This is a genomic window from Streptomyces sp. NPDC005483, from assembly GCF_040606035.1.
In the GTDB taxonomy this organism is placed as follows: domain Bacteria; phylum Actinomycetota; class Actinomycetes; order Streptomycetales; family Streptomycetaceae; genus Streptomyces.
The window spans coordinates 30720-43608 of the sequence record NZ_JBEXEA010000036.1 but is presented as its reverse complement, the minus strand read 5'-3'; the positions used below and the strand labels follow the sequence as shown (position 1 = coordinate 43608).

At 70.0% G+C, this 12889-nt stretch carries 10 protein-coding genes and 2 pseudogenes; 6 read left to right on the top strand and 6 right to left on the bottom strand.

The window, feature by feature from the left end; all coding sequences use genetic code 11:
* Positions 1–170: 170 nt before the first annotated feature.
* The gene (locus ABZT06_RS41465) at positions 171–1190 is read right to left on the bottom strand and encodes a LacI family DNA-binding transcriptional regulator (RefSeq protein WP_355753031.1); all 1020 of its coding nucleotides are present in this window, start codon (positions 1188–1190) and stop codon (positions 171–173) included.
* Between the two features lie 260 nt (positions 1191–1450).
* Between ABZT06_RS41465 and ABZT06_RS41460 the strand changes: the two genes are divergently transcribed.
* The 5 genes from ABZT06_RS41460 to ABZT06_RS41440 all read left to right on the top strand — a co-directional run bounded on the left by ABZT06_RS41460 (position 1451) and on the right by ABZT06_RS41440 (position 8614).
* A complete protein-coding gene (locus ABZT06_RS41460; protein WP_355753029.1) occupies positions 1451–3424 on the top strand; it encodes a beta-L-arabinofuranosidase domain-containing protein in 1974 nt (657 codons plus the stop codon).
* A gap of 67 nt (positions 3425–3491) precedes the next feature.
* Positions 3492–4742, top strand: coding sequence for an extracellular solute-binding protein (locus ABZT06_RS41455; protein WP_355753027.1), 1251 nt, complete (start codon positions 3492–3494; stop codon positions 4740–4742).
* 104 nt (positions 4743–4846) lie between these two features.
* Positions 4847–5830 (top strand): sugar ABC transporter permease, encoded by a 984-nt coding sequence (locus ABZT06_RS41450; RefSeq protein WP_355753025.1) that lies wholly within the window; start codon positions 4847–4849, stop codon positions 5828–5830.
* Positions 5827–6648, top strand: a complete 822-nt coding sequence (locus ABZT06_RS41445) for a carbohydrate ABC transporter permease (RefSeq protein ID WP_355753024.1) — start codon at positions 5827–5829, stop codon at positions 6646–6648. Before ABZT06_RS41450 ends, ABZT06_RS41445 begins: the two co-directional genes overlap by 4 nt.
* A 196-nt stretch (positions 6649–6844) precedes the next feature.
* Positions 6845–8614, top strand: coding sequence for an RICIN domain-containing protein (locus ABZT06_RS41440; protein ID WP_355753021.1), 1770 nt, complete (start codon positions 6845–6847; stop codon positions 8612–8614).
* A gap of 280 nt (positions 8615–8894) precedes the next feature.
* On the opposite strand, the gene ABZT06_RS41435 is transcribed toward ABZT06_RS41440, so the two are convergent.
* Together ABZT06_RS41435 and ABZT06_RS41430 are read right to left on the bottom strand one after the other, a co-directional pair.
* Positions 8895–9137, bottom strand: coding sequence for a hypothetical protein (locus tag ABZT06_RS41435; protein WP_355753019.1), 243 nt, complete (start codon positions 9135–9137; stop codon positions 8895–8897).
* A 204-nt stretch (positions 9138–9341) separates the two neighbouring features.
* Positions 9342–9833 (bottom strand): annotated as a pseudogene (locus tag ABZT06_RS41430) (Sua5 family C-terminal domain-containing protein); the annotation flags it as partial.
* Positions 9834–9861: 28 nt separating this feature from the next.
* Between ABZT06_RS41430 and ABZT06_RS41425 the strand changes: the two are divergent.
* On the top strand, positions 9862–10116 hold the full coding sequence (locus tag ABZT06_RS41425) for a hypothetical protein (protein WP_355753092.1): 255 nt from the start codon (positions 9862–9864) through the stop codon (positions 10114–10116).
* An 83-nt stretch (positions 10117–10199) separates the two neighbouring features.
* Here the strand turns inward: ABZT06_RS41425 and ABZT06_RS41420 are convergent.
* The 3 genes and pseudogenes from ABZT06_RS41420 to ABZT06_RS41410 form a co-directional block, all read right to left on the bottom strand.
* Positions 10200–10859: pseudogene (locus ABZT06_RS41420) on the bottom strand (HEAT repeat domain-containing protein); the annotation flags it as partial.
* 602 nt (positions 10860–11461) lie between these two features.
* Positions 11462–11917, bottom strand: a complete 456-nt coding sequence (locus ABZT06_RS41415; protein WP_355753018.1) for a hypothetical protein — start codon at positions 11915–11917, stop codon at positions 11462–11464.
* Between the two features lie 272 nt (positions 11918–12189).
* Positions 12190–12594 carry a hypothetical protein gene (locus ABZT06_RS41410; protein WP_355753016.1) on the bottom strand — a complete coding sequence of 135 codons (405 nt, stop codon included), beginning with the start codon at positions 12592–12594 and terminating at the stop codon, positions 12190–12192.
* Between the last annotated feature and the right edge of the window lie 295 nt (positions 12595–12889).

Here is a 12889-nt window from a genome sequence, read left to right as displayed (position 1 = left end):
CCAGGGGAGCCCTCTGGGGTAGGCTCTGCGCCCTCACGCCTCACCACGGCGACCAACTTGTTTAGACACCGGGGCTCGGCGGGTGGCCCTCGTGCGGAACCGGCCGCAACCATGTGTGCGGCCGGGCCTGAACGCCCCTCGCGGCGGCTCAGCTCGATTCGTGCGGCGGCTCAGCTCGATTCGCGGACGACGAGGTGGCACGGGACGGAGCGCACGCCTGGCTCCGGGTTGCCGCCGATGGCGTCCAGCAGCCGCAGCGCGGCCTGTCGGCCGATCTCGGCGAGGTCCGTGTCGATGGTGGTGAGGGGAGGGCGGCACGCCAGGGCCATGACATCCCAGTTGTCGTAGCCCACGACCGCCACCTTGCCGGGGACATCCACGCCGTTCTCGCGCAGGCTGTCGGCGACGCCCCTGGCGATCTGGTCGTTACCGCAGAAGAAGGCGTCCGTGTCCGGTGCGGTATGCAGGATCGCCTCGGCGGCGCGGCGTCCCCATGCTTCGCTCCACTCGCCGAAGTGGACCCGGCCGGTGGAGAGCTCCAGCGAGGCGCGTTCGAGCTGCTCGACGGTGTGCTGGGCGCGGTCGCGGGCGGCCGCGTGATGTGCCGGGCCGGTGACATGTGCGATCCGGGTGCGGCCCGTCGTCAGCAGATGCTCGACTGCCAGCTGCGCTCCGCTGCGGTCGTCGGACACGACCGACATGTCGTCCGGGTCGGTGGACGGCGAGAGCGCGTAGACCGTCGGTATCTGCTCGATGCCCGTCAAAGGGGGGCGTGGGTCGGTGCGTCGGCCGGTCACGATGATGCCGTCCACCCGGCGGTCCATGAGGTTGCCCAGGTGGTGCTGCTCGCGGATGGCGTCGCCACGGGTGTCGCACAGCAGCACGGAGATCTTCCCGGCACCGAGCGCGTCCTCGGCGCCAAGCAGCACAGGGGTGCTGAAGCGGCCGATGCCGTCGGTCGTCATCAGCCCGACAGTCCAACTGCGGCCCGTATGCAGGCTCTGCGCATTCTGGTTGGGCCGGAAATCCAGCTCCTTGACGGCGGCCAGGACGCGCTGCCGCGTCTCGGGCCGCATCCTGCCGCTGCCGTTCAGCGCTTTCGAGGCCGTCCCGACACTGACGCCGGCCAGTTTGGCGACATCGGCGAGCTTCGCCCGCCCGGCTTGGGGAGACCCTGGAACGGCGGCCACGCGCAATCCTTTTCCTAGATGTCGTCAGTGATGCTCATCCTGGCATCGTTCCCGGGTGCTGACCAGTCCCGGCAGCAAGTCAGAAAATGTTCCCCCGGACCTCTTGACGGCTGCTCCGGGGCTACCTACGTTTCCCGGCAGAAAAACGTTTGCTCAAACGGGTTCGACAAGCGGAGCACCGCAAGTCCGTTTCCCAGGGCGCGCGACATCCGACGTGCGCCGGACTCTACCCGTTCCCCCATCTACCTCTTCGGAGAGCCATGTCCCGCCCGCGTTCCGCCGTGCCCTCCTCCACGCCCTCGGCCTCGTCCGAAGCGGGGCACGCCCCCATGGGTCCGGTTCGCCCCGGTCCAGGTGCCAAGGCCGCACTGGCCCCCGCCTTCGTCGAGGTGAGCGCCGGCTTCTGGGGCACCCGGCGGGAGGTGAACTCGCGCACCTCCGTCCCGCAGGGCCCCGGCCTGCTGGAGTCGGCGGGGAACCTGCACAACCTGCGAGTGGCGGCGGGCACCGCCGAGGGCGAGTTCCAGGGCGCGTACCCGTTCGTGGACTCGGACGTCTACAAGTGGCTGGAGGCCGCGGCCTGGCAGCTCGCCCAGGAGACGTCCGAGGACGACGGCCCGCTCGCGGCCGACGTGGAGCGGATCGTGTCCCTCGTCGCGGACGCGCAGCAGCCCGACGGTTACCTGAACACGTGGTTCCAGCTGCTCAAAGGTGGTGAGCGGTACAAGGACCTGCGCTGGGGGCACGAGCTGTACTGCGCCGGGCACCTGATCCAGGCCGCGGTGGCCCACCACCGGGCCACCGGACGCCCCGAGCTCCTCGACGTGGCCGTGAGGTTCGCCGACCACATCGACAGCGTCTTCGGCCCCGCGGACAGCGGAAAGCCCCTCGGCGGCATCGACGGCCACCCCGAGGTGGAGACCGCCCTGGTGGAGCTGTACCGGGAGACCGGGGAACGCCGCTACCTGGACCTCGCCGGCTACTTCGTCGACCGCTTCGGCCACGGTGCGCTCGGCGGCGAGGCGTACTGCCAGGACCGCCTCCCGCTGCGCGAGGCGACCGACGTCGAAGGGCACGCCGTACGCCAGTTGTACCTGCTGGCCGCCGCGACCGACCTGGCGACCGAGACCGGGGACGCGGAACTGCGCGCCGCCGCCGAACGGCTGTGGACGGCGATGACCACCACCAAGACCCACATCACCGGCGGACTGGGCGCCCACCACGACGAGGAGGACTTCGGCGACCCGTACGAACTGCCCAACGAGCGCGCCTACTGCGAGACCTGCGCCGCCATCGCGTCCATCCAGTGGAGCTGGCGCATGGCCCTGCTCACCGGCGAGGCCCGCTACTCCGACCTCATCGAGCGCACCCTGTACAACGGCTTCCTGGCCGGGGTGTCGCTGGACGGCGAGCGCTGGCTGTACGTCAACCCGCTCCAGGTCCGCGACGGCCACACCGACCCCGGCGGGGACCAGTCGGCCCGCCGAACCCGCTGGTTCAAGTGCGCCTGCTGCCCGCCCAACGTGATGCGCCTGCTGGCCTCCCTGGAGCACTACCTCGCCAGCGGCGACGCGGGCGGCCTGCAAATCCACCAGTACGTCACCGGCCGTTACACCGCCGACGGCAGCACTGTCCGCTGCGAGACCGACTACCCCTGGCAGGGCGTGATCGCAGTGACGGTGGAGGAAGCCCCGGCGGACCGGCCCTGGACCCTGTCGCTGCGTATCCCGCAGTGGTGCGGCGATTTCCGCGTCCGGTGCGGGGACACGGCGTACGACCACACCGACGCGCCGGTCAGCGACGGCTGGCTGCGGCTGGAGCGCGCCTGGGCGCCGGGCGACGTGGTCGTCCTGGAAATCGGCCTGGACCCCCGTCTCACGGCCGCCGATCCGCGGGTGGACGCCGTACGCGGCTGCGTGGCGATCGAACGCGGGCCGCTCGTGTACTGCCTGGAGCAGGTCGACCACCCCGGCGGCGGCCTGGACGACATCGTCCTCGACACCACCCGCCCACTCGCGGTGAAGCACCGACCGGACCTGCTCGGCGGAGTCACCACCGTCCTGGCCACGGGGCACCGTCGGCAGATTCCCGACGTCGGCTGGTGGCCGTACCGGAGCGCGGAGGCCACCGACGCGCCGCCCGCCGACGCGCCCCTCGAACTGACCGCAATCCCCTACTACGCGTGGGCCAACCGCCAGGACGGCAGCATGCGCGTCTGGCTGCCCACCTCCTGACCCCCACGCTCCCCTGCCCCGCCCTCCCCCGGCTCCCTGTGAAACACCCCAAGACAACGAGGTCACCATGAGAAACACCCGCCGTACCCTGATCGCCGCCATCGCCGCCATCGGCGCGCTCACCTCCGTAGCAGCCTGCGGCGGTGGTTCCGACTCCTCCGGGTCCGGCTCGGCCAAGGCCGGCGGCACGTACACCTTCTGGGACCCGTACCCCCAGTTCGACGCCTCCTCCGCCTGGGGCAAGCTCGTCAGCAAGTGCGGCACCGACGCCGGGGTCAAGGTCAAGCGCACCGGCATGGACACCACCGACCTGGGCAACAAGGCGCTGCTCGCCGCCCAGCAGGGCAACGCCCCCGACGTGATGCTCGTCGACAACCCGGTCGTCTCGACGCTGGTGGAGGCCGGCATCCTCAACAAGACCAGCGACCTCGGCCTGGACACGAAGCCGATCCAGAAGAACATCCTCGGCGCGGGAGAGATCGACGGCACCTCCTACGGTGTACCGATCGGCGCCAACACGCTGGCCCTCTACTACAACAAGAAGGTCCTGTCCGCCGCACACGTCGACCCCGCCTCCATCAAGGACTGGGCCTCACTGACGGCAGCCCTGACGAAGGTCAAGGCGGCCGGAAAGAAGGGCATCACCTTCTCCGCGATCAACACGGAAGAGGGCAGCTTCCAGTTCCTGCCCTGGTTCTGGGGCGCCGGTGGCGACCTCACCAAGCTGAACTCGGACAAGGGCGTGGCCGCGCTGTCCCTGTGGAAGCAGTGGGTCGCATCCGGGTACGCGCCCAAGGACGTCCTGCAAAACACGCAGACCACCAGCTGGCAGGAGTTCGCCACCGGCGACTACGCCTTCGCCGAGAACGGCACCTGGCAGCTCGGCAACGCGGCTAAGGCCGGCTTCGGCTACGGCGTCATCAGCATCCCCGGCCAGAACGGCGGCTCGGCACCCGTGCCGACCGGCGGCGAGTTCGTCACGGTCCCCGTGCAGAAGGACACCTCGCGCTACGACGTCAGCAAGAAGATCGTCACCTGCCTGACCAACTCCGCCAACCTGCTGACCACGGACAACACCCTGACGTACGTCGCCCCCACCGCGGCGGTGCAGGCCGAGCAGGTCAAGTCGAACCCCGAGCTCGAGCCGTGGGTCAAGGCGGTGGCCGCGGCACGCGGGCGCACCAGCGGCGGTCTGGGCACCAAGTACCCGACCATCTCGCAGCCGATGTGGACCGCCGTCCAGGCCGCCCTGTCCGGCAGCAAGAGCCCCAAGGACGCTCTCGACGCCGCGCAGACGGCCGCCGGCAAGGGCAACTGACACCCGGCGCCGCCCCAGGGCCTTTCTCCGAGAACCGCACGGCACCCGCAACCGCCCGGACACCAGCACGGCCCCGGGCCGGCCACCCGCACCCAGGAGTTCGCATGACCACCGCCCGCCTCGACCGCCGCTCACCGCGGTCGACGGTCTCGCTCGTGGCGACCGGCACCGCTGACCGGACGGACGCCTCGCCGTTCAGGCGCCGACAGCGCCGCAGGAGCCGGCTCACCGCGCTGGCCTTCCTCGCCCCGCTGGCCCTCTACCTCGCCGCCTTCTACGTCTACCCCCTCTACCGCAACCTCGACCTGAGCCTGCGCGACTACACGGTCCGGTCGTTCGTGGCGGGCGACGCGCCCTTCTCCGGGCTGGACAACTTCAGGACCGTCCTCGACGATCCCACGTTCGGCCCGGCGATGCGCCACACCATGATCTTCACCTTCGTGTCGATCGTGTTCCAGTACGTGGCCGGGCTCGCCCTCGCGGTCTTCTTCAACCGGCACTTCCGGCTGGCCGGCACGCTCCGGGCTCTCTTCCTGATCCCCTGGCTGCTGCCGCTGATCGTGTCGGCGTCGACCTGGTCGTGGATGCTCAACAGCGAGTCCGGCGTCGTCAACTACGCACTCCACCTGGTGGGCGTGTCCCCGGTCAACTGGCTCGACTCCCCGGACTGGGCGCTGACCTCGGTCATCATCGCCAACGTCTGGATCGGTATCCCGTTCAACCTGGTCATCCTCTACAGCGGTCTGCAGAACATCCCCGGTGAGCTGTACGAGGCCGCGTCCCTGGACGGGGCGAGTGCCTGGCAACAGTTCCGACGCATCACCTTCCCGCTGCTGCGGCCGGTGTCAGCGATCACCCTGCTGCTCGGTCTCGTCTACACCCTCAAGGTGTTCGACCTGATCTGGATCATGACCAAGGGCGGCCCCAGCGACGCCTCCTCCACCCTCGCGACCTGGTCCTACCAGCTCGGATTCGGCACCCTGCTGCCGAAGTTCGGCCCCGGCGCCGCCGTCGGCAACATCCTCATCCTCATCGCCCTCGTCTTCGGGCTGCTGTACATCCGCGTCCAGAGGAGGCAGGAATCGTGAAGTCCCCTACCGGATCCCGCCGTTACACCGTCATCGGTCTCGTCCTCACCGCCCTGATGCTGTTCCCGGTGTACTGGATGCTCAACGTGTCCCTCACCCCGCAGCAGGACATGCGCAAGAGCCCGCCCGACCTGCTGCCCGTGCACCCCACGTTCGAGGGCTACCGCGCCGTGCTGAACGACCAGATGCCCTACCTCGGCACCAGCCTGCTCATCGGTCTGGGCACGGTCGTCCTCACCCTCCTTCTCGCCGCTCCGGCCGGCTTCGCCCTGGCCAAGCTCAAGCCGTACGGCGGGGGAATCCTCGGCCTCGTCCTGCTGGTCGCTCAGATGATCCCCGGCATCGTCATGGCGATGGGCTTCTACGGCATCTTCCTGGACCTTGGTCTGCAGAACTCCTGGTGGGGCCTGATCATCGCCGACTCCACCATCGCCGTGCCCTTCGGCGTCATGATCTTCACAGCCTTCATGTCCGGGATCCCCGGCGAACTCATCGCCGCGGCCCGCATCGACGGCGCCGGCACCTTCCGCACCTTCCGGTCCGTCGTCCTGCCGGTGAGCCGCAATGCGATCGTCACGGTCTCGCTCTTCAGCTTCCTGTGGGCCTGGTCGGACTTCGTCTTCGCCAACACGCTCGACGGCGGCGGTGACTGGCGGCCGATCACCCTCGGCATCTACCACTACATCGGCAACAACAACCAGGAGTGGAACGCGATCATGGCCACCGCCGTCGTCGCGTCCCTGCCCGCGGCCGTCCTGCTCGTCCTCGCGCAGCGCTACGTGGCCGCAGGCGTCACCGCGGGCGCCGTCAAGGACTGATCCCACGATGACCCCCATCCGTTCCCCCCGGACCCGCCGGGACCGCGCTCCGCCCCCGTCCCGCCCGCACACCGTCCAGAGCTGCCACCCGTCACGAGGACCCACGTCCCACGTAACCGGCCGGCCCCCGAGCCGTCGCCTCCCCCCGGCGCGCCGCGCCACCTGCACGTCCCCCTCCCGCCCAGGAGAGCCGCTGATGTCATACCTGAGCTCCCGCCACCGCCACAGAGGAACCCTCGGCCGCGCGAGCGCCGCCGCCCTCGCCACGGCCCTGGCCACCTCCGCCCTCGTCCTGTCCGGCACTTCCGCCCAGGCCACCCCCTCCTCCTCCACCACCCTGGTCGTCAACGCCGCGCAGAACCTGCGGCCCGTCACCCACGTCGGCACCGGCAGCCTCTACGGCCTCGCCGACGACACCACGCCCGCCGACAGCCTGGTCACCCCGCTCAAGCCGAACACCTTCGTACAGATGGCCCCCGGCGGCAGCCAACTGCCCAACGGCGAGCCGAAGCCCGCCGGCGACGCCCTCGTCGTAGCCCCGAAGGCGGCCCGCGCGGGCGCCAAGGTCGTCATCCGCATGCCGGACTGGTACCCGGACTTCCCCTACAAGTGGGTGAGCATGAGCGACTGGCTGTCCGCCGTGGACAAGCAGATCGCCTCCGTGAAGGCCTCCAGCGCCACCAACATCGCCGCCTGGGCGATCTGGAACGAACCCGACCTCAACTGGGACACCACCCACGCCGGCCCCTTCGACACCGCCTGGAGCACGACCTACAAGGAGATCCGCTCCAAGGACTCCACCACCCCCATCCAGGGCCCCAGCTTCAGCTTCTACACCCACGCCAAGATGCAGACGTTCCTCCAGGACGCCATCGCCAACAACGCCGTCCCCGACGTGATCGCCTGGCACGAGCTGGGGGGCAGCTCGGGGATCGCCTCGCGCATCGCCGACTACCGCGCACTGGAGTCCAGCCTCGGGCTGAGCCCCCGGCCGATCGATATCGAGGAGTACGGCAAGCCCGCGGAGATGGGCAACTCCGGTGCCCTCATCGGCTACGCCGCCAAGTTCGAGCGGGCCGGCGTCCGCGACGCCGAACTCGCCTTCTGGAACCACTACGGCACCCTCGGCGACACCCTCACCGACACCGGCGGCTCGCCCAACGGCTCGTACTGGACGTACAAGTGGTACGGCGACATGTCCGGCAACATGCTGGTCACCACGCCGTCCGCCCAGACGGGCATAGACGGCCTCGCGTCCTTGAACAGCGCGGCCAACCAGATCAGCGTCATCGCCGCCGGCTGCACCGGCTCCTGCGCCGTGAAGGTCAACGGCCTGTCCTCACTGTCGGCCTTCGGCAGCACGGTCCACGTGAAGCTGGAATACAGCCCCGACACCGGCCGTACGACCGCCTCTCCCGGCCCGATCACCATCTCCGACGCCGACTACACGGTCTCGAACGGCTCCATCACCGTCCCGGTGACGATGAACGCCAACGACGGCTACCACCTGGTCATCACCCCCAGCGGCACGAACACCTCGCTGGCCGGCCGCTACCAGATCACCAACAAGAACAGCGGCCTCGCCCTCGACACCCTGAACGCGGGCACCGCCCAGGGCACCTCGGTCGTCCAGGCCACGTCCACCACCGGCACCGACGAGAACTGGACCCTGGTGGCAGCCGGCTCGGGCCTCTACAAGATCGTCAACCAGAAGAGCGGCCTGGCGCTCGGCATCAACCAGATGAGCACCAGCGACGGCGGCACGGCTCTGATCTGGGGTGACAACGGCACCGCCGACCACCTCTGGCAGCTCATCCCGGCCCCCGGCGGCTACTACAAGATCGCCAACTACAACAGCGGTCTCGTACTCGGCGTGGACCAGATGAGCACGACGTCCGGCGCGCAGGTCCTGCAGTGGGCCGACACCGGCACTGCCGACCACCTGTGGAAACTCACCTCCCGCTGAGGCAACACCAACGGTCCCGCGTCCGCCTCTCCGGCGGGCGCGGGACCGCTGTACCTCCGGCCGGGTACCTTCCGGTTCGGGCAGGCCTGTGCCGATCCAGCGGCGGGAGGCCACGAACACGTCGATGGCGTCGCGGGGCACTCCGCGGTGACCAGGGCTGGCTTTGTCCACGAGACGTCAGTACCGATCAATGGCGGGGCGATCGATGGCCTCGGCTTGACCATCTACACGCGTCGCGCACAACTGCCGCAAACTCACCTGGGCTTGAGGCCGTGCAGCATCAGGTGCACCAGTTGGGGGACGCCGTCGCGAGTGGTCTGCGCGCCGAGCCGGTCGTTGGCGGCGAAAGTGGCGGTGCCCTGGAGGTGGCGCCCACGACGAGAGTGAAGTGGGTGGGGTCCCCCTCGATGATCTCCCCGCGCTTCTGGGCGTGCGCGATGATCCGCTCCAAGACCCCCATCGTACGGTCGATGGCGGCGGCCATCTCCTCGGAGGCCTCGGGGTCGTACTTGCGGGCGAACATGAGCTCCAGGAGCCCGGCGTTCTCGGTGGCGAAGCCGAGATAGCCCCAGGCGAGGGCGACGCGCCGCGGTTCCAGCGGGAGGGCGGGGTCGTCGACGGCGGTCAGGCGGTGGGCGCTGGCCAGGCCGCGGTGGTGGGCTGTGCTACCGGCTGGCCGACCGCAGCGCTCAGGTGGTGGCGGCCCGCGGCCTCGAGACGCACGTCGTCACCGCATCCTGACCACCCGGGCCGCGCACACGGTGCGCGGCCGGAAGTGTGTGCTGGGCGCTTCGGCCGGAACACCGAGCACCGTGGGCGCTGCGTAACCTGTTGTGCGGGGCCCGGCGGCGCGGCGCAGCCGGTTGGCGATCGCCAGTCCCAGCCCCTCCTCCACCGGCAACGACGCGACGATGAGATCGCACCCACGCTGGTCCAGCTCGCGCAGGAACCCGTACAGCCCGCGCGAATAGGCAGCCATCGAAGCGGGGACCGCGACCACGGCGTGCGCGTTCACCGGCGCGTCGGGGAAGGTAGGGGGAAGAAGGACGCCGACCTGGTGCCCCAACTCCTGTGCGCGCTCTGCTTCGGCGGCGACCTTCTCCAGCTCGACGAGGACGACCCGCGCCCGGGGAGCGTAATGCGACGGATGCTGGCCCGGCACTCGGACATGGCTCGTCGACGGGACCGCGATCGGGCGTCCCAGGACCGCTTCGAGGTCCTCGCGGGTCACCCCGCCAGGCCGCAGGATGCTCGGGATCTCTCCGGTGGCGTCGACGATGGTCGACTCGACGCCGATCTCGCAGGGGCCGCCGTCGAACAGCGAGCGGCGTACGTCGTTGCCGGACATCGACCTCGACGTGGAGTCCGAGCGGCGTCTGGAGGTGTACAACGCGATCATCAAACGGTTCGGGAAGGAGCGGACCGCGGTCACCGGCATGCCCGAGACTTCGCCGCCGATCTTCCACAGTGCGGCCGCGCACGGCACCCGCACCCACTCGTAGCCGTGCGTCAGACGGTCCCGCAGGCGTGGCACGGCGGAGGAGGCGGGTGGGCCGATCTCGGCGAGCACATCGGCCGCCTCCCTGATGCGGAAGGTGATCGGGTCGTCGAGAAGGTCGAGCAAGAGCGGCATGACCTCGGCCGGGTTACTGCCGACGGCCCACAGCGCGGCGACGGCCGCGGGCCGTACGTGCGCATCCGTGTGGGTGGTCAGCTCCCGGATCGTCTCCCGGGCGCCGGCGGCCGCCGGGCCGAACGCCCCCAGTGCCTTCAGCGCCGATGCTGTGACCCCGTGCTGTTCATGGCGAACCGCAGTGCCAAGCGCCGCGACCACTGCGTCGATCGCGGCAGGGTCGCCGAGCGCGGCCAGGGCGGACAGGGTCGCGTTAGCGCTCATCCTCGTCCATTCCTGGGCGAGGTCGAGGCGGCGTAGATGGTCGCCGAGCCGGGGCACCAACTCGTCGGCTGCCTGCGGCAGATGCCGGGCGACCTGGATCGCGCGCCATGCGTCAACGTCGGAGTCCAGCGCGGCCAGCAGGCTCGGCAGGGCGCGCGTGTCACCGAGGCGGGCCAGGGCTCCCACGGCCGCCTGGTGGCTCTTGCGCAGCCGATCCTCGGGTGCGGCCCACACGTTGGGGCCGTGCGCTGCGCGTTGGGCGTCGACGTGCGCGGCGAGCGCCTCCCGGGCCGGGGCGGCGATCGGGTGACAGGCCTCCAGGACGCCGGCGGCCTCGGCAGCCACCATCAGGTCGTCTGTGGTGAGATGCTCGGCGACCAGCATCAGCAGGCGGGTGTGGTCGCCGCGCCAGGTTCGTATCAGCTCCCCGCTCATCCGCAGCGCGTCCAGGCGTGTGCCGGGGTCGGGGCTGGCCAGCTGCTCGGCCAGCACCGCGGTGCGCTCAGCCACCCGGCCTGCCAGCACCTCGTGGAAGGTGCGCAGCAGATCCGTGGTGTGCGCGTACACCCGCGTGTGGTGGTCGAGATCCTCGAAGGCGGCGACGATCTGGGGCGGAACCCCCTGGGCGGAGACCGACGGGTGGCTCGTGGCCGGTGCGATCGGCTGTACGGGCAGGGCGCGGACGCTCTCGTGCAGCAGATCGACGGCGGCCGGGACGACGTCTTCGCCAATCTCCTCCGGGGTGCAGCGGGCCCGCTGGATCAGGGCCGCGAGCCGGGTGACCGGCCCCCAGGCCGGGTCGGCGACCAGCCAGCCGAGCCAGTCCTCCACTTGCGGCGAGGCCGCAGGCAGCCGCAGCGCCAGGACGGCGGTCGCATCCAGGATCCGCAGCCGGGCGGCAATTCCGCGCTCGGCAGCCAGCCGCTCACGCAGCAGATCGGCGGCCCAGTCTACATCGTCGAGGAACAGCCCCAGACCGGGAATCGCGGCCAGGCGCACATCCGGTCCCGGTCGCGCACGAGTTCGGCGAACTCCACGTCCCGCGCACGCAGAAAGGCGGCGGCCTGCGCGCAGCCGTCCGGCGGGTAGTACTCGATCTCAGTGCCGTCATCGTCGAAGCCCCGCTCGAGAGACTCCCGCCCCACACTGACCACCAGCGCCACCACGGCCGCCCGGTCAGGCGTGGAAGGGGCGGCGGCCAGCTCGAACAGTAAGGGCAGGCTGGCCGCCGTGGACGGATACACGTCGCCCTGATGATGGACGGCGCTGTAGAAACGGTCGAGAGCCTTGCGGCGCTCCTCGGCCTGCGGGGAGCTCAGCGCCCTCAACAGGCCCGGTATCTCCTCGGCCGTGCCGTACGCGTGCTCCAGCAACGACCAGCCAATGTCATCAAGTTCCTCGAACATGATCCGAACCATGCCAGGCAGCACTGACAAGCGGCTGGCAGCACAAGGTGAACCTGCGGGTCAGCCGCGCCGGACACACCGTAAGCAGGCGGACGACGTGCAGATCTAGGGCTGGCATCCGGCCGGGCGGCTACTCATAAATCGTGCCGCCCCCCACCTGAGCCGGTCGAGGAAGCCCCCTTGCTCAACCGCTCCTCCTCGCTCCTACTCAGACAGTCCCATAGTGTCCAGGATCGCGGGATGGCTGTTCTGTCGCGCCTGACTCGCGGGCCCTACGGCCGGTGGTGCTCCCGCCAGGCGCGGCACAGCGCGTGGAACTCCTCCTGGCGTTCGGCGAGGAGGTCTTGGGGCCGCTGCAGGTGGCAGTCGAGGATGTGTACGCCGTCCTGGAAGGGTTCGAAGCCGATCCGCTCCCATACGCGGCTCAGTTTGGCGGCGGCTTCGTGATGCTGGTCTTCGGTGAGCTCGCGGCCGTCGGCCGATCCGGGCTCGCACGCCACCGCGACACAGTCCTGCGAGAGGCGGCGGATCGCGGCACCTGCCAAGACCGGGCCCAGGCCCAGTCCGCGCCAAGGGGGTTCCAGGACGACCCGGTCCATGACGAGCAGGTCACCGACGGGGTGCGCGAGCGCGGCCTCGAAGTCTGGCTCCCACTGGCCGGCAGCGACGTCCAGCACCACCTCGCCGATACGGGAGACGTCCCCGGTGTAGGATCCATCACCTCGAACGGATGGTCCGGGCCGAACATCCGTACCCGCACGAACGACATGCTGCCCACCGTGACGTCCTGGACCGCGTCCAGCGCCTCCTGGTCCAGGTCGCTGTAGGCGGCCAGGTCCTCCGCCAGGACGTCCGCGTCGATCCGGGCGGCCACCGTCCGCACCTCCAGCGTGTTCTCGAACTCGTATGCCTGGACGGGGTGTTCGTGGTGGTAAGTGAGGCTGATCAGCGATGGATCGGCGGGCAGCTGGG